The organism is Micromonospora orduensis, assembly GCF_006228125.1.
GTDB classification, from domain to species: domain Bacteria; phylum Actinomycetota; class Actinomycetes; order Mycobacteriales; family Micromonosporaceae; genus Micromonospora; species Micromonospora orduensis.
This window is the reverse complement of the sequence record NZ_VDFY01000143.1, coordinates 25,148-47,971: the sequence shown is the minus strand read 5'-3', so window position 1 is coordinate 47,971 and position 22,824 is coordinate 25,148. Positions and strand designations below refer to the sequence as shown.

General features: G+C 71.5%; 18 protein-coding genes. 6 read left to right on the top strand and 12 right to left on the bottom strand.

Annotated features, from left to right (window positions below):
• Positions 1-4: 4 nt before the first annotated feature.
• From tal to pgl, 5 genes are all read left to right on the top strand, one after another.
• Positions 5-1,183, top strand: a complete 1,179-nt coding sequence (gene tal / locus FHG89_RS12950; protein ID WP_139584636.1) for a transaldolase — start codon at positions 5-7, stop codon at positions 1,181-1,183.
• Complete coding sequence (locus FHG89_RS12945) at positions 1,180-2,829, top strand: glucose-6-phosphate isomerase (protein WP_139584635.1); 1,650 nt, start codon at positions 1,180-1,182, stop codon at positions 2,827-2,829. The genes tal and FHG89_RS12945 overlap by 4 nt, the downstream gene beginning before the upstream one ends.
• Positions 2,830-2,831: 2 nt before the next feature.
• Positions 2,832-4,367 carry a glucose-6-phosphate dehydrogenase gene (zwf, locus tag FHG89_RS12940; protein ID WP_139584653.1) on the top strand — a complete coding sequence of 512 codons (1,536 nt, stop codon included), beginning with the start codon at positions 2,832-2,834 and terminating at the stop codon, positions 4,365-4,367.
• A complete protein-coding gene (locus tag FHG89_RS12935; protein WP_139584634.1) occupies positions 4,364-5,380 on the top strand; it encodes a glucose-6-phosphate dehydrogenase assembly protein OpcA in 1,017 nt (338 codons plus the stop codon). The genes zwf and FHG89_RS12935 overlap by 4 nt, the downstream gene beginning before the upstream one ends.
• 141 nt (positions 5,381-5,521) lie before the next feature.
• Positions 5,522-6,292 carry a 6-phosphogluconolactonase gene (pgl, locus tag FHG89_RS12930; RefSeq protein WP_139584633.1) on the top strand — a complete coding sequence of 257 codons (771 nt, stop codon included), beginning with the start codon at positions 5,522-5,524 and terminating at the stop codon, positions 6,290-6,292.
• A gap of 7 nt (positions 6,293-6,299) precedes the next feature.
• Here the strand turns inward: pgl and FHG89_RS12925 are convergent, their stop codons facing one another.
• The 8 genes from FHG89_RS12925 to rapZ form a co-directional block, all read right to left on the bottom strand.
• A complete protein-coding gene (locus FHG89_RS12925; protein WP_139584632.1) occupies positions 6,300-6,641 on the bottom strand; it encodes an RNA polymerase-binding protein RbpA in 342 nt (113 codons plus the stop codon).
• Between the two features lie 139 nt (positions 6,642-6,780).
• Positions 6,781-7,041: a preprotein translocase subunit SecG gene (secG, locus tag FHG89_RS12920; RefSeq protein WP_109819549.1), complete on the bottom strand. Its 261-nt coding sequence runs from the start codon at positions 7,039-7,041 to the stop codon at positions 6,781-6,783.
• A gap of 95 nt (positions 7,042-7,136) precedes the next feature.
• Positions 7,137-7,928, bottom strand: coding sequence for a triose-phosphate isomerase (tpiA, locus tag FHG89_RS12915; RefSeq protein ID WP_139584631.1), 792 nt, complete (start codon positions 7,926-7,928; stop codon positions 7,137-7,139).
• Between the two features lie 2 nt (positions 7,929-7,930).
• Positions 7,931-9,154 (bottom strand): phosphoglycerate kinase, encoded by a 1,224-nt coding sequence (locus FHG89_RS12910; protein ID WP_139584630.1) that lies wholly within the window; start codon positions 9,152-9,154, stop codon positions 7,931-7,933.
• Positions 9,151-10,155, bottom strand: coding sequence for a type I glyceraldehyde-3-phosphate dehydrogenase (gene gap / locus FHG89_RS12905; RefSeq protein ID WP_088988543.1), 1,005 nt, complete (start codon positions 10,153-10,155; stop codon positions 9,151-9,153). The genes FHG89_RS12910 and gap overlap by 4 nt, the downstream gene beginning before the upstream one ends.
• Before the next feature lie 268 nt (positions 10,156-10,423).
• A complete protein-coding gene (gene whiA / locus FHG89_RS12900; protein ID WP_030337350.1) occupies positions 10,424-11,404 on the bottom strand; it encodes a DNA-binding protein WhiA in 981 nt (326 codons plus the stop codon).
• 54 nt (positions 11,405-11,458) lie between these two features.
• Positions 11,459-12,490: a gluconeogenesis factor YvcK family protein gene (locus tag FHG89_RS12895; protein ID WP_139584629.1), complete on the bottom strand. Its 1,032-nt coding sequence runs from the start codon at positions 12,488-12,490 to the stop codon at positions 11,459-11,461.
• Positions 12,487-13,419 (bottom strand): RNase adapter RapZ, encoded by a 933-nt coding sequence (gene rapZ / locus FHG89_RS12890; protein WP_244295403.1) that lies wholly within the window; start codon positions 13,417-13,419, stop codon positions 12,487-12,489. The genes FHG89_RS12895 and rapZ overlap by 4 nt, the downstream gene beginning before the upstream one ends.
• A gap of 175 nt (positions 13,420-13,594) precedes the next feature.
• Between rapZ and recQ the strand changes: the two genes are divergently transcribed.
• Positions 13,595-15,436 (top strand): DNA helicase RecQ, encoded by a 1,842-nt coding sequence (gene recQ, locus FHG89_RS12885; protein WP_139584628.1) that lies wholly within the window; start codon positions 13,595-13,597, stop codon positions 15,434-15,436.
• A 66-nt stretch (positions 15,437-15,502) separates the two neighbouring features.
• Here recQ and FHG89_RS12880 read toward each other — a convergent pair whose 3' ends face one another.
• The 4 genes from FHG89_RS12880 to uvrA all read right to left on the bottom strand — a co-directional run bounded on the left by FHG89_RS12880 (position 15,503) and on the right by uvrA (position 22,661).
• Positions 15,503-16,159, bottom strand: a complete 657-nt coding sequence (locus FHG89_RS12880; RefSeq protein ID WP_139584627.1) for a C39 family peptidase — start codon at positions 16,157-16,159, stop codon at positions 15,503-15,505.
• An 805-nt stretch (positions 16,160-16,964) separates the two neighbouring features.
• Positions 16,965-18,953 carry an excinuclease ABC subunit UvrC gene (gene uvrC / locus FHG89_RS12875; RefSeq protein WP_139584626.1) on the bottom strand — a complete coding sequence of 663 codons (1,989 nt, stop codon included), beginning with the start codon at positions 18,951-18,953 and terminating at the stop codon, positions 16,965-16,967.
• Between the two features lie 111 nt (positions 18,954-19,064).
• Complete coding sequence (locus FHG89_RS12870) at positions 19,065-19,547, bottom strand: Rieske (2Fe-2S) protein (protein ID WP_139584625.1); 483 nt, start codon at positions 19,545-19,547, stop codon at positions 19,065-19,067.
• 168 nt (positions 19,548-19,715) lie between these two features.
• A complete protein-coding gene (gene uvrA / locus FHG89_RS12865) occupies positions 19,716-22,661 on the bottom strand; it encodes an excinuclease ABC subunit UvrA (protein WP_139584624.1) in 2,946 nt (981 codons plus the stop codon).
• Between the last annotated feature and the right edge of the window lie 163 nt (positions 22,662-22,824).

Below are 22,824 nucleotides of genomic sequence, written 5' to 3'. Positions count from 1 at the left end.
CGGCATGACCGACAAGCTGAATGAGCTCACCGCCGCGGGTGTGGCGGTCTGGCTCGACGATCTCTCCCGGGTGCGTCTGAGCTCCGGCGGGCTGGACCAGCTGCGCCGCGAGAAGCACGTGGCCGGGGTCACCACCAACCCGACGATCTTCGCCAAGGCGTTGAGCGACGCCGACGAGTACAACTGGCAGCTGCGCGACCTGGCCATCCGTGGCGTGGACGTGGAAGAGGCCGTACGGATGCTCACCACGTACGACGTGCGGTGGGCGTGCGACGTGATGCGCCCGTCGTACGACGGCAGCGACGGTGTCGACGGTCGGGTCTCCATCGAGGTGGACCCCCGGCTGGCCCATGACAGCGACAAGACCGTGGCCGAGGCCAAGGCGCTGTGGTGGCTGGTCGACCGGCCCAACCTCTACATCAAGATCCCGGCCACCGAGGCGGGCCTGCCGGCGATCACCGCGACGCTGGCCGAGGGGATCAGCGTCAACGTGACGCTGATCTTCGGTCTGGACCGCTACTCGGCGGTCATGGAGGCGTTCCTGGCCGGCCTGGAGCAGGCCAAGGCCAACGGCCACGACCTGTCCACCATCGGTTCGGTCGCGTCGTTCTTCGTCTCCCGCGTCGACTCCGAGGTCGACAAGCGGCTTGAGAAGATCGGCTCGGACGAGGCCAAGGCGCTGAAGGGCAAGGCGGCCATCGCCAACGCCCAGCTGGCGTACGAGCGCTACTCCAAGGTGTTCTCCTCCGACCGCTGGAAGGCGCTCGCCGCCGCCGGAGCGCACCCGCAGCGGCCGCTGTGGGCGTCGACCTCGACGAAGAACCCGGACTACCGCGACGTCATCTACGTGGAGGAGCTGATCGCTCCCGGCACGGTCAACACCATGCCGGAGTCGGTCATCCACGCGTACGCCGATCATGGCGAGACCCGCGGCGACACCGTCACCGGGGCCTACGACGCGGCCCGGAAGGTCTTCGCGGACCTGGAGTCGGTCGGGGTGGACATGGACGACGTGATCGTCACCCTGGAACGCGAGGGCGTGGAGAAGTTCGAGGCCAGCTGGCAGGAGCTGCTCGACGGCGTCCGCAAGTCGCTGGAGGCGGCGGCGAAGGGCACGGGCGCTCCGAACAAGGCCGCCAAGGGCAACGCGAAGGCCGCCGAGCAGGCTGGTGGTAACGCATGAGCGACCTCCTCGCAGGGCCGGCGGAGGCCGCCGCCGGGCTCGTCGTGCACGGCGCGGACGCGGTCGACAAGTCCGCACCCGCCTCGACCCGGGACGCGCTGGTCAAGGCCGGCGTCCCGGGCAAGCTGGCCGCGAAGGACCCGGGCCTGTGGGGTCCGGACGCCGAGGCCGAGGCGAAGGTCCGGCTCGGCTGGGTGGACACCCACCGGCGCAGCCGGGAGCTGCTGGTGCAGCTCGCCGAGCTGACCACCGAGCTGGCCGACCTGGACCACGTGGTGCTCGCCGGCATGGGCGGCTCGTCGCTGGCCCCCGAGGTGATCACCCGGACCCTCGGCCGGCCGCTGACCGTGCTGGACACCACCGACCCCGGCCAGGTCCGCGCGGCCCTGGGTGACCGGCTGGAGCGCACCGTCGTGGTGGTGGCCAGCAAGTCCGGCTCGACGGTGGAGACCGACAGTCACCGGCGCGCGTACTGGCAGGCGTTCCTGGACGCCGGGATGACCGAGGCGGAGGCCGGCCGGCACTTCGTCATCGTCACCGACCCGGGCTCGCCGCTGGAGACGACCGCTACCGAGATGGGCGCGTTCACCGTGCTGGCCGACCCGAACGTGGGCGGTCGGTACTCGGCGCTGACCGCGTTCGGCCTGGTGCCGTCGGCGCTGGCCGGTGTCGAGGTGTCCGAGCTGATCGACCAGGCCGACGCGCTGGCCGCGTCGCTCGCCGGTGACCGGGACAATCCGGCGTTGGCGCTGGGCGCCGCGCTGGGCGCCGCCGCCACGCTGGCCCGGGACAAGGTCGCGCTGATCTCCGACGGCACCGGCATCGACGGGCTGGGCGACTGGGCCGAGCAGCTGATCGCCGAGTCGACAGGCAAGGCCGGCGTGGGCATCCTGCCGGTGGTGGTGGAGTCCCCGAGCAGCCCCGGCGCCACCGGGTCGGACGTGCTGACCGTCACCTACGGCGGCGCGCTGGCCCCCGGCGACGTGCCCGGTGGCGGCACCGCCCCGGACGTGGCGGTCAACGGCCCGCTCGGCGCGCAGTTCCTCGCCTGGGAGTACGCCACGGCGGTGGCCGGTGTGGTGCTCGGCATCGACCCGTTCAACCAGCCGAACGTCACCGAGTCCAAGGAGAACACCAACAAGATCCTGGCCTCGGGTCTGCCGGCGGAGACGCCGTCGTTCACCGAGGGCGCGATCGAGGTGTACGCGCCGCAGGGCGCGCCCGGCGACCTGGCGGGTGTGCTGCGGTGGCTGCTCGACGGGCTGGGCGACGACGGCTACCTGGCGGTCATGGCGTACCTCGACCGGTTCGCCGACGCGGACACGGCCCGGCTGCGTCCGCTGCTGGCCGAGGCGGCCGGCCGGCCCGTCACCTTCGGGTGGGGGCCGCGGTTCCTGCACTCGACCGGCCAGTACCACAAGGGTGGGCCGCAGGTCGGCAGCTACCTCCAGGTGACCGGCGCGGTCGCCGAGGACCTGGACGTGCCAGGCAAGCCGTACACGTTCGGTGAGTTGCAGGCGGCGCAGGCCGCCGGCGACCGGCAGGCCCTCGCGGGGCGGGAACGGCCCGTGCTGCGACTGCACCTGACCGACCGGGCGGCCGGCGTCGCCCAACTGCTCGACGCGGCCGGTCAGCTGCGCACGTGAGGATGGACGACGTGACCCAAGGCGTGAACCCGCTACGCGACCCGCAGGACCGCCGGCTGCCCCGGATCCCGGAGCCCTGCGCTCTGGTGATCTTCGGGGTGACCGGCGACCTGGCCCGCAAGAAGTTGCTCCCCGCGGTCTACGACCTGGCCAACCGGGGCCTGCTGCCGCCCGGTTTCGTGGTGCTCGGCTTCGCGCGCCGCGACTGGGGTGACGGCGACTTCGAGACCCTCGCCTGCGAGGCGGCCCGCAAGCACGCCCGTACCCCGTGGCGGGACGAGGTGTGGGCGCGTCTGGCCGGCAACATCAAGTTCGTCGGCGGGTCGTTCGACGACGACGCGGCGTTCGACACCCTCGCCTCGACGCTGGACGACCTGCGCCAGACCCACGGCATCACCGGCAACGCGGCGTTCTACTTCTCGATCCCCCCGGCCGCGTTCCCCGTCGTGCTCAAGCAGCTGGCCCGCACCGGGATGGCCGACAACGAGAAGTCCGGCGGTTGGCGCCGGGTGGTGGTGGAGAAGCCGTTCGGCAACGACCTGCCGTCGGCGAAGGCGCTCAACGACCTGGTCGACGACGTCTTCACCCGGCAGGACGTGTTCCGCATCGACCACTACCTGGGCAAGGAGACGGTCCAGAACATCCTCGCCCTGCGGTTCGCCAACAACCTGTTCGAGCCACTGTGGAACTCCAAGTACGTCGACTCGGTGCAGATCACCATGGCCGAGGACGTCGGCATCGGCACCCGGGCCGGCTTCTACGACACCGTCGGGACCGCCCGCGACGTCCTGCAGAACCACCTCCTCCAGCTCCTCGCCCTGGTGGCCATGGAGGAACCGACCAGCTTCGACGCCGACGAGATCCGCGCCGAGAAGCTCAAGGTGCTCAAGGCCATCACCCTGCCCAGGGACGTCGCCCGGGACACCGTCCGCGGCCAGTACCTGCCCGGCTGGGTCGGCGGCGAACGCGCGGTCGGTTACCGGGATGAGCAGGGGGTACCCCCCGACTCCACCACCGAGACGTACGTGGCGGTGCGGCTGGGCATCCAGAACCGTCGCTGGGCCGAGGTGCCGTTCTACATCCGGGCCGGCAAGCGGCTGCCCCGGCGGGTCACCGAGGTCGCCATCATGTTCAAGAAGGCGCCGCACCTGCCGTTCAACGACGCCGACATGGAGTCGCTGGGCAACAACCAGCTGGTCATCCGGGTGCAGCCGGACGAGGGCGTGGTGCTCAAGTTCGGCTCGAAGGTGCCGGGCACCACGATGGAGGTCCGCGACATCGCGATGGACTTCCAGTACGGCGAGGCGTTCACCGAGTCCAGCCCGGAGGCGTACGAACGTCTGGTGCTGGACGTGCTGATCGGCGACCGCACCCTGTTCCCCGACGCGGCCGAGGTCGAGCAGAGCTGGCAGGTGATCGACCCGTTGGAGCACGCCTGGGCGGGCACCACGCCGGAGCCGTACCGTGCCGGCGAGTGGGGGCCGCGGGCGGCCGACGAGATGCTGGCCCGCGAGGGCCGCGCTTGGAGAAGAGCATGATCGGGTTGTGGGACACCACCGGCAACGAGGTGGTCAAGGCGCTCGCCGCCGAGCGGCGCAGCGCCGGTGGCGTGGCCAGCGGCATGGCGCTCACCCTCATCGTCGTGGTGGACGAGAAGCGGGTCCGCGAGGCGGAGGCGGCGGCCACCATCGCCGCCGCCGCCCACCCGTGCCGGCTGGTGGTGGTGGTCCGCTCGGACATCGAGCGGGACCGCAACCGGCTGGACGCGGAGATCGTGGTCGGTGGTCGGCTCGGCCCGTGCGAGGCGGTGGTCACCCGGATGTACGGGCGGCTGGCCCTGCACGCCGAGTCGGTGGTGATGCCGCTGCTCGTTCCGGACGTGCCGGTGGTCACCTGGTGGCACGGCGAACCGCCGGCGGAGATCGCCACCGACTTCCTCGGTGTGGTCGCCGACCGGAGGATCACCGACTCGGCGCAGGCCGCCGACCCGCAGGAGGCGCTGCGGCAGCGGGCCCGGGACTACGCCCCGGGTGACACCGACCTGGCGTGGACCCGGATCACCCCGTGGCGGACCCTCGTAGCGGGGGCGTTCGACACCACCGAGGCGAAGGTCACCGAGGCGACCGTCGTCGCGCCGCCCAGCGACCCGACGGCGACGCTGATGGTCGGCTGGCTGTCCAGCCGGCTGGGCATCACCCCGCGCCGGGTGGACGACACCGAGTTCCCCCGGATGCGGGAGGTGCAGTTGACCTGCGCCAACGGTGACCAGCTGACGTTGACCCGGGAGGACAGCCTCGCCGTCTTCCGCCGGACCGGTCAGGACGACCGAACCCTGCCGCTGGTCCGTCGCCCGCTCGGCGACGAACTGGCCGAGGAACTGCGCCGTCTGGACGCCGACCAGGTGTACGCGGAGGCGCTCGGCGCGACCGTCGGGCTACGCGGCCTGGAGCAGCGTCCACCGCAGCGGGTGCACGTCTGGAAGGACCCGGCCACCGCGCAGCGCGCCGAGGCCGGGGTCACCGCGCACGCCGGTACGAGCGGCGAGAGCTGAGCCGCCCCGGGGCAGGGCCGGGCACCGCCCCGGCTCTGCCCCGGCACCCTCGGGGGCGCCCCGCCCCACACCTCCTCCCGGGCGTACGTCCGGGCACTACGACGCGACAGCGACCGCTCAGCGGTCGGGAAGGCACAACCCATGAGTGAGGCGAGTGTCGCCGTCCACGCCGACGCCGACCTGCTGGCGCAGGCCGTGGCGGCCCGGCTGCTTGTGAAACTGCTCGACGCGCAGGCCGACCGTGGTGAGGCGTCGGTGGTCCTGACCGGCGGCCGGGTCGCCGCGGCCGTGTACCGGGCGGTCGCGACGCTGCCGGCCCGCGACGCGGTGGACTGGTCCCGCGTCGACGTGTGGTGGGGCGACGAACGGTTCCTGCCCGCCGGCGACCCGGAGCGCAACGAGACCCAGGCACGGGCCGCCCTGCTGGACGTGGTGCCGTTGAACCCGGACCGGGTACACCCCATGCCGGCCTCCGACGGCCCGGCCGGCAACGACCCCGAGGCGGCCGCCGCCGCGTACGCCGAGGAGCTGGCGCGCGCCGCCCGACCCGGGCACGCCGCGCTGCCGCACTTCGACGTGCTGATGCTGGGCGTCGGCGAGGACGGCCACGTCGCGTCGGTCTTCCCCGGGCATCCGGTGCACTACGACACCCGTCCGGTCAGCGCGGTGCGGGGCAGCCCGAAGCCCCCGCCGGTGCGGACCACCCTCACCCTCGCCGCGATCAACACGGCCGAGGAGGTCTGGTTGGTCGCCGGCGGCGCCGACAAGGCCCGCGCGGTGGGCATGGCGCTTGCCGGCGCCGGGCCGGTGCAGCTGCCGGCGGCGGGCGTGCACGGCGTGGACCGTACCCGCTGGCTGCTGGACCGGGCCGCGGCAGCCGACGTGCCCGCCCGGCTCCGCAGCCTGCGCTGACGGCCGGCTACTCGCCTCGGCGGCGGCGCAGCGCGGCCAACGCCTCGTTCAACAGCGCCTCCCCCTCCTCGGCGGTGCGCCGCTCCTTCACGTACGCCAGATGGCTCTTGTACGGTTCGGCGCGGACCCGGCCGGGCGGGTTCTGCTCGTCCTGGCCGGCGGGCAGCCCGCACCGGGGACAGTCCCACAGCGGCGGCGGCGCGACGTCCGCGGCGATCCGGATGCTGGTCCGATGGTCGTTGCGGCACCAGTAGGTGACGTCCTGTCGGGGGGCGGGTTGGTGTCGCTCGTCCGGGCGGACGGGCGACGACCCGACCCGGGCGCCGCGGATGACGTTGCCACTAGGCACGGCTGCTCGCTCCTGTCGTCGGAGGGGACCCGCCATCTTCGGGGGTGGACGGCGGGCGACGCGGTGCAGCGGAGAAAAGCCTGCGCGCGGCCCGTCGAGTGACGGACCGCGCGCAGATTGTACGACTTTACGAGCCTGCTCAGGCGCCGCTGTTCATCTGGAGGCGGAGCCAGAGGCCGAGCCCGACGATGGCGGCGAACCAGACGACGCCCACCAGAACGGTGTAACGATCCAGGTTCTTCTCCGCCACCGAGGAGCCGGCGAGGCTGGAGCTGACGCCACCGCCGAACATGCTCGACAGTCCGCCGCCCTTACCGCGGTGCAGCAGGATCAGCAGGGTGAGCAGAACGCTCGTGATGACCAGCAACACGATCAACGTGTATGCGAACCAGATCGGCATGGCTGGGGGCAGTCCTCTCGTAGCGATCCTCGCCCGGACAGGTCGGGCACGATGGCACCGGCCGGTGGACGGGCGGTGTCAAGGATAGCGAGCGATCAGCGGGCGATGTGCTCGGGGAACCGGCAGATCTGCGCGAATTCCTCCGCGTCCAGGCTGGCGCCGCCCACCAGGCCGCCGTCCACGTCCGGCTGCGCCATGATCGAGGCGACGTTCGACGCCTTGACCGAGCCGCCGTACAGGATACGGACCGCGTCGGCGGTCTCGGCGTCGAAGCGCTCCGCCAACCGCTTCCGGACCGCGCCGCAGACCTCCTGGGCGTCCTCCGGCGTCGCGGTCTTGCCGGTGCCGATCGCCCAGACCGGCTCGTACGCGATGACGACCTGCCGCACCTGCTCGGCGGTGAGCCCGGCGAGGCCCCCGTCGAGCTGGTCGGCGCAGTGCGCCACGTGGGTGCCCTGCTCGCGCACGTCCAGCCCCTCCCCCACGCAGAGGATCGGGGTCAGGCCGTGCGTGAGCGCCGCCTTCACCTTCGCGTTGACCAGCGCGTCGTCCTCGTGGTGGTAGGCCCGCCGCTCGGAGTGCCCGACCACCACGTACGTGCAGCCGAGCTTGGCGAGCATCACGCCGGAGATGTCCCCGGTGTACGCGCCCGCCGTGTGCGGGGATAGGTCCTGCCCGCCGTAGCCGATCAGCAGCTTGTCGCCGTCCACCGCCGTCTGCACGGTGCGCAGGGCGGTGAAGGGGGGCAGCACGACCGTCTCGACCTCGGTGAGCTGCTTCTCGGTGAGGCTCGCGGCCAGCTTCTGCACCAGCAGGTTGGCCTCGAGGTGGTTGAGGTTCATCTTCCAGTTGCCGGCCATCAACGGCCGGCGGGTCGTGCTCGCCATGCTCAGTTCTCCAGGGCCGCGATGCCGGGGAGGGTCTTGCCCTCGAGGTATTCCAGGGAGGCGCCGCCGCCGGTGGAGATGTGACCGAACGCCTTCTCGTCCAGGCCGAGGAGCCGGATCGCGGCCGCCGAGTCACCGCCGCCGACCACGCTGAACGCGTCGGAGTGGGCGATGGCCTCGGCGACGCCCCGGGTGCCCGCGGCGAAGGGCGGCATCTCGAACACGCCCATCGGCCCGTTCCAGAAGATCGTCCGCGCGTTCCCGGGATCTCCACATGCGGAGGTGGTCAGGGCGGCGGCGAAGCCGGCGACCGTTTCCGGGCCGATGTCCAGCCCGACCCGGTGGCTCGGGATGCCGTCGGCCCGGAAGACGTCGTGATCGGCGTCCGGGGAGAAGGCGGTCGCGGCCACCACGTCGACCGGCAGCATGATCTTGCCCTCGGAGCGCTCCAGGAGGTTGCGGCAGGTCTCCACCATCTCCTCCTCCAGCAGCGAGGTGCCCACCTCGTGGCCCTGGGCCTTGAGGAAGGTGAAGCACATCCCGCCGCCGATGAGCAGCCGGTCGACAGTCGGCAGCAGCGCCTCGATCACCGCCAGCTTGTCGGAGACCTTGGAACCGCCGAGCACCACCACGTACGGCCGCTCCGGGCCGCCGGTGAGCTTCGAGAGCACCTCGACCTCACGCAGCACCAGCCGGCCGGCCACGTGCGGCAGCCGGGCCGGCACGTCGTACACGCTGGCGTGCTTGCGGTGCACGGCGCCGAACGCGTCGTCCACGTACGCGTCGCCGAACGCGGCGAGCTGGTCGGCGAAGGCGCCCCGCTCGGCCTCGTCCTTGCTGGTCTCCCCCGCGTTGAAGCGCAGGTTCTCCAGCAGTGCGACCTGACCGTCGGCCAGGCCGGCGACTGTGGAGCGGGCCGAGTCACCCACGGTGTCGTCGGCGAAGTGCACCGGCGCGCCGAGCAGCTCACCGAGCCGCCCCGCGACCGGACGGAGGCTGAACTGCGGGTCCGGCGTGCCCTTCGGGCGGCCCAGGTGCGAGCAGACGACCACCTTCGCGCCGGCCTCGACCAGCGCGCCGAGCGTCGGCAGCACCGCGCGGATGCGGCCATCATCGCTGATGGCACCGGTCTGCTTGTCGAGCGGGACGTTCAGGTCGGCGCGCACCAGCACGCGCCGACCCGACACCCCCTCGGCGAGCAGGTCGTCGAGGGTCCGGATGCTCACAGCGAGGAACCCACCAGCTTGACGAGGTCCACCAGGCGGTTGGAGTAGCCCCACTCGTTGTCGTACCAGCCGACGACCTTGACCTGGTTGCCGACGACCTTGGTCAGCGGCGCGTCGAAGATGCACGACGCCGGGTCGGTGACGATGTCGGTGGAGACGATCGGGTCCTCGTTGTAGACCAGGATGCCCTTGAGCGGGCCGTCCGCGGCGGCCTTCAGCGCGGCGTTGACCTCGTCCACGGTGGTCTCACGGCCCACGTTGACGGTGAGGTCGGTGACCGAGCCGGTCGGGATCGGCACCCGCAGCGCGTACCCGTCGAGCTTGCCCTTGAGGTCCGGCAGGACCAGGCCGATCGCCTTGGCGGCGCCGGTGGAGGTCGGCACGATGTTCAGCGCGGCGGCGCGGGCCCGACGCAGGTCCGAGTGCGGCGCGTCCTGCAGGTTCTGGTCCTGGGTGTACGCGTGGATCGTCGTCATCAGACCGTGCTGGATGCCGAACGTGTCGTGCAGGACCTTCGCCATCGGGGCGAGGCAGTTGGTGGTGCACGAGGCGTTGGAGATGATGGTGTGCTTCGCCGGGTCGTAGGTGTCGTGGTTGACACCCATGACGACGGTGACGTCCTCGTTCTTCGCCGGGGCGGAGATGATGACCTTCTTGGCACCGCCGTCGACGTGCGCCTTCGCCTTGGTGGCGTCGGTGAAGAAGCCGGTCGACTCGATGACGACGTCGGCGCCGACCTCGCCCCACGGCAGCTTCGACGGGTCCTTCTCGGCGTACGCCTTGATGGTCTTGCCGCCGACGGTGATCTCGTCGGCGGTGGCCTTCACCTCGTACGGCAGGCGACCGAGGATGCTGTCGTACTTGAGCAGGTGGGCGAGCGTGCCGTTGTCGGTCAGGTCGTTCACCGCCACGACCTCGATGTCGGCGTCGGACGCCAGCACTGCCCGGAAGAAGTTACGGCCGATTCGGCCAAAGCCGTTGATGCCAACCCGGATGGTCACAGGTCCCATCTCCTCGCGTTCTGGTCCGCCGGCTTCAGACAACGGGCCGGCGGGAATGGTGTGCGCCGACCGTTTGGAGCCGGCCGTCGACGGTTCATCTCGGCCACCCCGCCGCGCGGTCTGAGGACCTGACCGCCCGAGGCGGTGGGCACGACGAGAGGTGCCGGGTGTCGGCCCCCTTGCCGTACTCAGCGACCTTATCCGAGCGTGCGAGACCACGCTGCGCCGGGTCGTGCTCCCGGGCGCACCGTGCGGCCCCACCGTCCTATCAGACCACGAGCATGTCGGGCGTGACGGCTGCTTCCGTATCCGGGATGCCGAGGTCGCGGGCCCGCTTGTCGGCCAGCGCCAGGAGCCGGCGGATCCGCCCGGCGATGGCGTCCTTGGTCAGCGGAGGGTCGGCGAGCGCGCCCAACTCCTCCAGGGACGCCTGCCGGTGCTCCAGGCGCAGCCGCCCGGCGTCGGTCAGGTGGTTGGGCGCCTCGTCGGCGAGGATCTCCAGTGCGCGGGTCACCCGCGCGGCGGCGGCCACCGCCGCACGCGCCGAGCGGCGCAGGTTCGCGTCGTCGAAGTTCGCCAGCCGGTTGGCGGTGGCCCGCACCTCGCGGCGCACCCGCCGCTCCTCCCACGCCAGCACGCTGGAGTGCGCGCCGATGCGGGTGAGCAGCGCCGCAATGGCGTCACCGTCCTTGACGACCACCCGGTCCACCCCGCGTACCTCGCGGTTCTTCGCGGTGATGCCGATGCGGCGTGCCGCGCCGACCAGCGCCAGCGCCGACTCCGGACCCGGGCAGGTGATCTCCAGTGCGCTGGAGCGGCCGGGCTCGGTGAGCGAGCCGTGCGCCATGAACGCGCCCCGCCACGCGGACACCGCGCAGCAGACGTTCGCGGCCACGACGTGCGGGGGCAGCCCCCGCACCGGGCGTCCGCGCACGTCCAGCAGGCCGGTCTGCCGGGCGAGGGCCTCGCCGTCCTTGACCACCCGGACGATGAAGTGGCTGCCCTTGCGCAGGCCGCCGGAGGCCAGCACGTGGATCTCGCTGGGGTAGCCGTAGACCTCGGCGATCTCCCGCCGCAGCCGGCGGGCCACCGCCCCGGTGTCCAGCTCAGCCTCCACCACCACGCGGCCGGAGACGATGTGCAGCCCACCGGCGAAGCGCAGCAGCGCAGCCATCTCCGCCCGCCGACAGCAGGGCTTGGGCACGTCGACCCGACTCAGCTCGTCCTTGACCGCAGCCGTCATCGCCATTGTGCGTCCCCTCACGGACCTGTTCCGGCGTGTCGCCGGAGATTACGTACGTGTCTAACGATCGGCACCCAGGACAGGCACCAGCGCGGCGCCCAGGGCAGCCGGATCATGGCGGGGAGTGCCGTCGGTGACGGCGACGGGGGCGAGGACCAGGCGGGCACCCAGCGATTCTGCCGCACGTTCGACCGGTTCGGGGTCACCCACCGCCTTGGCGTCGGCCAGCACAAGATCCACCTTGAGCTCGGGAAGGTACCAGCGCAGCGCCGCGAGATGATCGGCGACGGAGAGTCCGAGCGTCTCCTTCTCGGCGGCGAGGTTCAGGGTGACCAGCCGCCGGGCCGGGCTGGACACGATCGCGTCGGCGAGCTGCGGCACCAGCAGGTGCGGAAGCACGCTCGTGTACCAACTGCCCGGTCCGAAGATCAACCAGTCCGCCGCGCCGATCGCCGCGAGGGCCTCCGCGCAGGCCGCCGGCGCGGCCGGGGTGAGCCGCAGCGACTCGACCCGCCCGGTGGTGACCGCCACCTGGTGCTGGCCGCGTACGGTGCGCACCTCGTCGGGGGCGGCCGGGTCCGCCCCGCGCACCCGGGCCTCGATGCCCACCGGCTGGCGGGACATCGGCAGCACCCGGCCGACCGCGCCGAGCATCGCCCCGGCGTGTTCCAGCGCCGCCACCGGGTCGCCGAGCAGCTCCATGAGGCCGCAGAGCACCAGGTTGCCCACCGCGTGCCCGGCCAGCCCGTCCGCGCGGGCCGCCGCCGGGTCCGCGTCGGTCTCCCCGAGTGGGGGTACGTCGTTCGCGGGTGCGTCGTTCGCGGGAACGGCGGCGAAGCGGTGCTGGAACAGCCCGGCGCTGCGCCGGGTCGCCGGGTGGTCACCGGCCAGCGCGACCAGGGCCTGCCGCAGGTCGCCCGGGGGCAGACCACCCCGCTCGGCGCGCAGCCGACCACTGGACCCACCGTCGTCGCCGACCGTCACCACCGCGGTGATGTCCAGGTCGAGTTCGGGAGCGCAGTGGCGAAGCGCCCGCAGCGACGCGGACAGCCCGTGCCCGCCACCGAACGCCACCACCCGACGCGCCGTCATTCCCGCCCCAGGTCACGGTGCTGCGCGTTGGCCGCCAACCCGGACTGGCGCAGCCGCCCGGCCAGCTCCTCGGCGATGGCCACGCTTCGGTGCTTGCCGCCGGTGCAGCCCACGGCGACCGTCAGGTACCGCTTGCCCTCCCGCTCGAAGCCCGTGGTGGTCGCGTTGACCAGGTCGGCGTACGAGGCGACGAAGGCGTCCGCGCCCTCCTGACCCAGCACGTACGCGCTGACCGCCTCCTCCCGCCCGGTGTGCTCCCGCAGCTCCGGCACCCAGTACGGATTGGGCAGGAACCGGGCGTCCAGCACGAAGTCGGCGTCCGGCGGCAGGCCGTACTTGAACCCGAACGACAGCACGGTCACCCGCAGCCGGCGGGCGTCCTCGCCGCCGAACAGCTCCTCGATGCGCCGCCGGAGCTGGTTGACGTTCAGGTGACTGGTGTCGATGATCACGTCGGCCTGGTCGCGGGCCTCCTCCAGCAGCCCGCGTTCCACGGCGATGCCGTCGGCCAGCCGCCCCTCGCCCTGCAACGGGTGCGACCGGCGCACACTCTCGAACCGCCGGATCAGCACCTCGTCGTCGGCGTCGACGAAGACCACCCGGGGCGAGAAGCCGCGCTCCTTGAGCTCGCGGATCGCCCCGGCCAGGTCCGTGGAGAAGGCCCGCGACCGCACGTCCAGCACCATGGCCGTACGCCGGGCAGCTCCCCCGGCCTTGAACGCCAACTCGGCCATGTCCAGCATCAACGCCTGCGGCAGGTTGTCCACCACGTAGTAGCCGACGTTCTCCAACGCGCGGGCCACGGTGCTGCGGCCGCCACCGGAGAGCCCCGTGACCACCACCAGCGTGGTCTCCGACTCGGCCGTCGCCTGCCCGTCGGCGCCCGTCGGGGCGTCGACCCGGTCTGCGGCTGTGCGCGCCTCGCTCACCCGTACGTCCCCCCAAGCCCGTGGCGCCGCGGCCGCCATCGGCCGCGATTGGTCAATCAGCGACTCTATCCCGCCGCGCGGCGGGGAGCCGGGCACCCGGCACGGGTCACGCGGCGCGCCCGCGGCTCGGGTGCGCCGGGCGTGCGGTGTCGGGGTGGGCTCGTAGACTCCGCGGATGGCTTCCCCCACCGATCTGCGGACCGAGGACGCGCTGCCGGTGCTGCGCCGGGTGTTCGGGTACGACGCCTTCCGCGGCTTCCAGCAGGAGGTGATCGACCATGTGGTCGGCGGTGGGGACGCACTGGTGCTGATGCCCACCGGTGGCGGCAAGTCGCTGTGCTACCAGATCCCGGCCCTCGTCCGCGACGGCGTCGCGGTCGTGGTGTCCCCGCTGATCGCGCTCATGCAGGACCAGGTCGACGCGCTCACCGCGGTCGGCGTCCGCGCCGGGTTCCTCAACTCGACCCAGACCCTCGACGCCCGACGCCGGGTCGAGGCCGCGTTCGTCGCCGGCGAACTGGACCTGCTCTACCTGGCCCCGGAGGCCCTCGGCGTCCGCTCCACCCTCGCCCTGCTGGACCGGGGTCGCATCTCCCTGTTCGCGATCGACGAGGCGCACTGCGTGTCCCAGTGGGGGCACGACTTCCGCCCCGACTACCTAGCGCTGTCGATGCTGCACGAGCGCTGGCCGCAGGTCCCCCGGATCGCCCTGACCGCTACCGCGACGAGCGCCACCCGCACCGAGATCGCCACCCGCCTCAAGCTCGACGACGCACGGCACTTCGTGGCCAGCTTCGACCGGCCCAACATCCAGTACCGGATCGTGCCCAAGCGGGAGCCCCGCAAGCAACTGCTGGCCCTGCTCCGCGACGAGCACCCCGGCGACGCCGGCATCGTCTACTGCCTGTCCCGCGCCTCGGTGGACAAGACCGCCGAGTTCCTCGTCGCCAACGGCATCGCCGCCCTGCCGTACCACGCCGGCCTGGACGCGGCCACCCGCGCCGCCAACCAGCAACGCTTCCTGCGCGAGGACGGCCTGGTCATGGTGGCCACCATCGCCTTCGGCATGGGCATCGACAAGCCCGACGTCCGCTTCGTCGCCCACCTCGACCTGCCCAAGTCGGTGGAGGGCTACTACCAGGAGACCGGCCGCGCCGGCCGCGACGGGCTGCCGTCCACGGCCTGGCTGGCGTACGGGCTCCAGGACGTCGTCCAGCAACGCAAGATGATCGAGACGTCCGACGGTGACGTCGCGCACCGCCGCAACCTCGCCGCGCACCTGGACGCGATGCTCGCCCTCTGCGAGACGGTGCGCTGTCGCCGCGTCCAACTGCTCGAATACTTCGGCGAGACGACGACGCCCGCCTGCGGCAACTGCGACACCTGCCTCACCCCACCGGAGTCCTGGGACGGCACTGTCGCCGCCCAGAAGCTGCTCTCCACAGTCTTCCGCCTCGACCGCGAACGCAACCAGCGGTTCGGCGCCGGGCACTGCATCGACATCCTGCTCGGCAGACAGACCGACAAGATCCGCCAGTACGGTCACGACGCGCTTACCGTCTTCGGCATCGGCGCCGAGTTGAGCGAGGCCGAATGGCGGGGCGTGGTCCGGCAACTGCTCGCCGAAGGACTGCTCGCCGTGGAGGGCGACTACGGCACCCTCGCCCTGACCGAGGCGAGCGCCGACGTGCTGGGCCGCCGCCGTACCGTCACCATGCGCCGCGAACCGGAGAGGCCGGCATCGAGCCGCTCGTCGAAACCCCGCGGCTCGGCCACCGTCGTCGCCGAACTGGCCCCGGCCGCCGTACCGGTCTTCGAGCGTCTGCGCGCCTGGCGGGCGACCACCGCCAAGGAACAGGGCGTCCCCGCGTACGTGATCTTCCACGACGCCACGCTCCGGCAGATCGCCAGCGACGCGCCGGGCACCCTCGCCGAGCTGTCCCGGGTCAGTGGTGTCGGCGAGAACAAACTCGCCAAGTACGGCGAGCAGATCCTGGCCGTCCTCGCCGGCGAATGACCTGGATGTGTTGAAGGGCCGGACCCCTGTGGTGGGGTCCGGCCCTTCAGTGTTCGGTGGTGTGGGTCAGCTGGTGGAGTAGCCGCGGGTGGCGATCCAGTCCGCGAGGTGCTCGACGCTGATCCAGTAGGAGGCGGTGTCGGGGTTGGCCGAGTCGGCGATCTTCACCGTCTGGCCGTTGTCGCGGTACCCGACGACGCTGATGTAGTGCCCGCCCTCGAAGGAGTGGACGTTGCCGTCGACGTCGGTGCTGGTGCCGGCGATGTTCGCGACCACGGCCCGACCGTCGTCGACGGTCTTGACGATGTCGGCGCGCAGCTTGTCGGTCTGCTTACCGTCCGCGGTGGGGGTGGAGATCTCCACGGAGTGGTAGGCGTCGCTCTTACCGGTCTCCTTGTTCAGCACCGGGGTGATGTCGTTGATCGAGTTGGTGCCGGCCTCGGTGGTGCCCATCTCCTTGGCCATGTCATCAACGTTGATGTTCTTACCCTGCACACTCAGGGCGTTACGGGTCGCGGCCGGGCCGCAGTAGTAGAAGTTCGGCTGCGCCTCGTAACGCACACCCAACTCCCGCTCACCGCTCTGACGGTCAGCCTGCGTCTGCGAAGCCGGCTTGGCGTCCGACATCGCGTACGCGGCGGTCACCGGACCGGCGATGGCACCACCGGCGAACGCGAGCCCAGCAGCGGTCAGAGCGGTCTTACGCATCAGATCGGTACGCATGATGGCGTGCTCCTCTGCATATCGGGGGATACCGCACCACCGCAAAAGGGGGGATCACGGCGGCGGCGCGGATGTTCGGGGGAAAAGTTCTGCACCCGGCAGCCCCTGCGAGGGGGCCGGCATCGGGAGACTGTGCAACGGCCGGCGGCGGCGGATCATTCCACCGCGCTGTCAGCCTCGTGGGGCTCGGCCGTGCGGGGGATGTAACCAACCCGGCCGGCGGCGCATTCCACCGACTCGGTTCAAGCCGCGTGCCAGGTATAACGACCCCGCCCGGCCCCCGATTCCGCCACCGGAGTGGCCCCGCCCACGGCACAAACCGCACACCGCCGGACACACCCACAGCCAGACGCAGCCCGAATCCGACACGGCGCCCATTCGAACCCGGCCCGATCCGAACACGTCCCACCCGGTCTCAGCTCGATGCGACACGTCCCCCCCTCGGCCTCGGACGGATCCGGACATCTCCGCCCGGACCCCACCACACGACACGACCTCCAAGATCCACACAGCGTCGGGGAAACTGCTGCCTTGCTGCCGCCTGAGGCAGCAACTTCCCTGAAGCTGCGCCCACCCGGGCGGGGATGGCGGGGCCGGAGCAGACGGCAGTAGCGGGTGGCTCGAGAGCGGCCCAGGGCCGAATGCGACATACAAGCACGATCATGCGAGACCATGCGCCACCTCGCGCGACCACGAAGCGCGTCCACGGCGGCTCCGCCGCTGCACGCGCCAGATCACGCTGAAACCCGGAAACAGGCCGATCACGAGGCCACCACGACAAGGGTCGAGCAGGAGAGGGCGGCGTTTACGTGCCGGGGGTGGCCCCCGCGCCTTCGTCGGCGCGATCGCCCTTGTCGAGGGCGGCCAGGATCGCCTCGGCGGTGCGACGGCCCAGGCCGGGCACCTCGGTGATCTCGTCCACGGTGGCGGCGGACAGCCGCTTGAGCGACCCGAAGTGCCGCAGCAGCGCCTTGCGCCGCACCTCGCCCAGGCCGGGTACGTGGTCCAGTGCCGATTCGGTCATCCGCTTGGAGCGGCGTTGCCGGTGGAAGGTGATGGCGAAGCGGTGCGCCTCATCGCGGACCCGTTGCAGCAGGTAGAGCCCTTCGGAGGTGCGGGGCAGGATGACCGGGAACTCGTCGTCGGGGAGCCACACCTCCTCCAGCCGCTTGGCCAGTCCGCACAGCGCCACGTCGTCGATGCCCAGGTCGGCGAGGGCCTGGGCGGCGGCCGCGACCTGCGGTGCGCCGCCGTCGACGACCACCAACTGCGGGGGGTACGCGAATTTGCGCGGCCGCCCGGTGGTCGGGTCGATGAGGATGCCCACCTGCGGATCGACGGCGCCTCCCGGGGCGGCCGGGTCGTCGGCCGACTCCACCCCCACCTCGCCCGTCTCGGCCCGCGAGTCCAGGTAGCGGGCGAAGCGGCGGCGCAGCACCTCGGACATCGCGGAGAGGTCGTCGGTGGCGCCTCGGACGATGAACCGCCGGTACTCACTCTTGCGGGGCAGCCCGTCCTCGAAGACCACCATGCTGGCCACGACGTCGGTGCCCTGGATCTGGGAGATGTCGAAGCACTCGATGCGCAGCGGCGAGGTGCGCATGCCCAGCGCCTCGCTGATCTCGTCCAGGGCCTTGCCCCGGGTGGTCAGGTCACCGGACCGCTTGAGTTTGTGCCGGGCCAGCGCGTCCTTGGCGTTGCGCTCGACCGTCTCCATGAGTGAGCGCTTGTCGCCGCGCTGCGGCACCCGCAGCGACACCCGGCTGCCCCGGTGGGTGCTGAGCCATTCCGCGAGGGCGTCGGCGTCGGCGGGCAGCTCGGGCACCAGCAGCTCGCGGGGCACGTCGCCCTCGCCGTGTTCGCCGCCGTACACCTGGGTGCAGAAGTGGTGGACGAGGTCTCCGGTGGTCAGGTCCTCGGTCTTCTCGACCACCCAGCCGCGCTGGCCGCGGACCCGGCCGTCGCGGACGTGGAAGACCTGCACGGCCGCCTCGAGGGGGTCGTCGGCGAACGCGACCACGTCGGCGTCGGTGCCGTCGCCCAGCACCACTGTCTGCTTCTCCATGGCCCGGCGCAGCGCGGCCACGTCGTCGCGTAGTCGGGCGGCCCGCTCGAACTCCAGTTGCTCGCTCGCCTCGGTCATCTCGCGTTCGAGCTTGCGGACCATGGTGTCGGTGCGTCCGGCCATGAAGTCGCAGAAGCCGTCCACGATGGCGCGGTGTTCGTCGGCGGAGACGGTGCCGACGCACGGCGCGGAGCATTTGCCGATGTAGCCGAGCAGGCAGGGACGGCCGACCTGGCCGGCCCGCTTGAACACCCCGGCGGAGCAGGTCCGGGCGGGGAACACCCGCAGCAGCAGGTCGAGGGTCTCCCGGATGGCCCAGGCATGCGAGTACGGACCGAAGTAGCGCACCCCCTTGCGCTTGGCGCCGCGCATCACCTGTAGCCGGGGGTACTTCTCGTCGAGGGTGACGGCCAGGTACGGGTACGACTTGTCGTCGCGGTAGCGGACGTTGAACCGGGGGTCGTACTGCTTGATCCAGGTGAACTCCTGCTGGAGCGCCTCGACCTCGGTGCCGACGGTGATCCAGTCCACCGACTCGGCGGTGGTGACCATCTGCCGGGTGCGCTCGTGCAGGTTCCACACGTCGCCGAAGTAGGAGTTGAGCCGGCTGCGCAGGTTTCGCGCCTTACCGACGTAGATCACCCGGCCGGTGCCGTCACGAAAGCGGTAGACCCCCGGTAGCTCCGGGATGGTGCCGGGTGCGGGGCGGTAGGTCGAGGGGTCAGCCACACCGACAAGCCTAGTCCGCGCCCCCGACAGGCCACCGCAACCGCTTGATCGACTCGGGTTCCCGGAGGGCGGGTCGATCAAGCGGCGGCGTCCTGCCGGGGGCGCGGCCGGTCAGGCGAGGGAGATCTGGTCGCCGGTGACCTTGATGTCCCTGGGCGGCAGCGGCTTGGTGGCCGGGCCGGCCTTCACCGAGCCGTCCTCGATCGAGAACTTGCTGTTGTGGCAGGTGCAGTTGATGGTGCCGCCGTCGACGTTCGTCACCGGGCAGTTCTGGTGCGTACAGATCGGGCTGAAGCCCTTGAACTGGCCCGCCGTGGGCTGGGTGATGACCACACCTTCGGTGGCGAGGACCTTGCCGCCTCCGACCGGGATGTCGGCGGTGGTGGCCAGCGACTGGGCATTCTGCCGATCGCCGCCGCCGGCGTCGCCGGTGCTGGGCACCGCCGGGCCGCCGCTGGTCGGGGCAGCGCCCTCGCCACCGGCGTCGCTGCCGCAGCCGGCCAGGACGACGGCCGCGCCGACCGCCCCGACGCCGGTGAGCAGGGCTCGACGGGTCTGCGTACCCGGACCGGTCAGCGCCTGATCGTCACTCATGCCTCGCCTCTCTCTTGCCCACAGCGCCGGGTCGAAAGCCGGCCGCACTTCTTGACACGGGCAACTGTGCCGGATGGTTCACGCCGCCGCCTGCCCGACCCGGGAAATGCGGACGGGGCGGGCCCGACCGGACCCGCCCCGGACAAAACCGACCAAGCCCGGCCGGGGTCAGCGCGCGGCGGCCGGCACCTTGCGGCTGGCCCGTGCCTTCGTCACACCGTTGGCCTTGGCGGCCCGGGTGGTGGCGGCAGCCGCGCCCTTGGCCTCGCCGTCGAGCTTGAGCACCTGGCGCAGGAACTCGCCGGTGTGGCTCTCGGCCACCTCGGCGACCTCCTCGGGGGTGCCGGTGGCGAGCACGGTGCCGCCCCGGTGGCCGCCCTCGGGACCCATGTCGATCAGCCAGTCCGCGGTCTTGATCACGTCGAGGTTGTGCTCGATGGTGATCACCGTGTTGCCCTTGTCGACCAGCCCCTCCAGCACCATCAACAGCTTGCGGATGTCCTCGAAGTGCAGGCCGGTGGTCGGCTCGTCGAGCACGTAGACCGTCCGCCCGGTGGAGCGCTTCTGCAGCTCGGACGCGAGCTTGACCCGCTGCGCCTCGCCGCCCGAGAGCGTCGGCGCGGGCTGGCCGAGGCGTACGTAGCCCAGGCCGACGTCGACCAGGGTCTTGAGGTGCCGGTGGATGGCCGGGATGGCGGAGAAGAACTCGGCGGCCTCCTCGATCGGCATCTCCAGCACGTCCGAGACGGTCTTGCCCTTGTAGTGCACCTCAAGGGTCTCCCGGTTGTACCGGGCGCCCTTGCAGACCTCGCAGGGGACGTACACGTCGGGCAGGAAGTTCATCTCGATCTTGATGGTGCCGTCGCCGGAGCACGCCTCGCAGCGACCGCCCTTGACGTTGAACGAGAACCGGCCCGGCCCGTACCCCCGGACCTTGGCCTCGGTGGTCTCGGCGAAGAGCTTGCGGACGTGGTCCCAGACACCGGTGTAGGTGGCCGGGTTGGAGCGCGGCGTCCGACCGATCGGCGACTGGTCCACCCCGACGACCTTGTCCACGTGCTCCAGGCCGGAGACCCGGGTGTGCCGGCCCGGCACCAGCCGGGCGCCGTTGATCTGGTTGGCCAGGACGGCGTAGAGGATGTCGTTGACAAGCGTCGACTTGCCCGAGCCGCTGACCCCGGTGACGGCGATCAGCTGGCCCAGCGGGAACGAGACGGTCAGGTTGCGCAGGTTGTGCTCCCGCGCGCCGTGCACCACCAACTCCCGGGCCGGATCCTGCGGACGGCGGCCGGTCGGCGTCGGGATCGACCGGCGACCCGACAGGTACGCCCCGGTGATCGACTCCTTGTTCTTCAACAGCGCCGGCACCGAGCCGCTGTGCACGATCTTGCCGCCGTGCTCACCCGCGCCGGGCCCGATGTCGACGATCCAGTCGGCGGTACGGATGGTGTCCTCGTCGTGCTCGACCACGATCAGCGTGTTGCCGAGCCCGCGCAGCCGGATCAGGGTCTCGATGAGCCGATGGTTGTCGCGCTGGTGCAGGCCGATCGACGGCTCGTCGAGCACGTAGAGCACGCCCACCAGGCCGGAGCCGATCTGGGTGGCCAGCCGGATGCGCTGCGCCTCGCCGCCGGACAGGGTGCCGGCCGGCCGGTCCAGGGACAGGTAGTCGAGGCCGACGTCGAGCAGGAACCGCAGCCGGGCGTTGATCTCCTTGAGGACCCGCTCGGCGATCATCTTCTGCCGGTCGGTCAGCTCGATGCCGGCGAGCAGGTCGGCGCACTCCCCCACGGACAGGTTGCAGACCTCGGCGATGCTCTTGCCGGCCAGCGTGACGGCGAGCACCTCGGGCTTGAGCCGGGCGCCGCCGCAGGCCGCGCACGGCACGTCGCGCATGTAGCCCTCGTACTTGTCGCGGGACCACTCGGACTCGGTGTCGGAGTGCCGGCGCTCGATCCACTGCACCACACCCTCGAAGCCGGTGTAGTAGGAGCGCTCGCGGCCGTACTTGTTGCGGTAGCGCACGTGCACCTGGTCGTCGGAGCCGTGCAGGATCGTCTTCTGCGCCCGCGCCGGCAGCGCCCGCCACGGGGTGTCGACGTCGAAGTGCTGCGCCTCGCCGAGCGCCTCCAGCAGGCGCAGGAAGTATTCGAGGTTGTGCCCGGTGGACCAGGGCTGGATGGCGCCCTCGCGCAGGGATCGCTCCGGGTCGGGGACCAGCAGCTCCGGGTCGACCTCCTTCTTGGTGCCCAGGCCGGTGCACTCCGGGCAGGCGCCGTACGGCGCGTTGAAGGAGAAGACCCGGGGCTCGAGATCCTCGATGGCGAGCGGGTGGTCGTTGGGGCAGGCCAGGTGCTCGGAGTAGCGGCGCTCGCGGTCCGGGTCGTCCTCCGGGAGGTCGACGAAGTCGAGCAGCACCAGGCCGCTGGACAGGCCCAGCGCGGCCTCGACCGAGTCGGTCAGCCGCTGCTTGGCGCTCGGCTTCACGGTGAGCCGGTCGATCACCACCTCGATGGTGTGCTTCTCCTGCTTCTTGAGCTTCGGCGGCTCGGTCAGCGGGTGCACCACACCGTCCACGCGGGCGCGGGCGTAGCCCTTGGCCTGCAACTCGGCGAAGAGGTCGACGTACTCGCCCTTGCGACCGCGGATGACCGGGGCGAGCACCATGAACTTGGTGCCCTCGGCCATCGCGAGGACCCGGTCGACGATCTGCTGCGGGCTCTGCCGGGAGATCCGCTCACCGCAGACCGGGCAGTGCGGCTCGCCGATGCGGGCGTACAGCAGGCGCAGGTAGTCGTAGACCTCGGTGATGGTGCCCACTGTCGAACGCGGGTTGCGCGAGGTGGACTTCTGGTCGATCGAGACGGCCGGGCTCAGCCCCTCGATGAAGTCGACGTCGGGCTTGTCCATCTGACCGAGGAACTGCCGGGCGTACGACGAGAGCGACTCGACGTAGCGGCGCTGCCCCTCGGCGAAGATCGTGTCGAAGGCCAGGCTCGACTTGCCCGACCCGGACAGCCCGGTGAACACGATGAGCGCGTCCCGGGGCAGGTCGAGACTGACGTCACGCAGGTTGTGCTCGCGCGCGCCACGGATGATCAGTCGGTCGGCCACGGTGCGTGTACTCCCGGGAGAAGACGAAGCGGAGGATCTGTCCCGCTCTGGAGTGATTCTGAGCGGTCGTGCGGGCGCGGAAAACGCGCCTCGGCAACTCTAGCCCCGAGGTACGACAGTTTCCCCCGCCCGCACATTCCCCAGCTCAGCCCGGTCGGCCGCG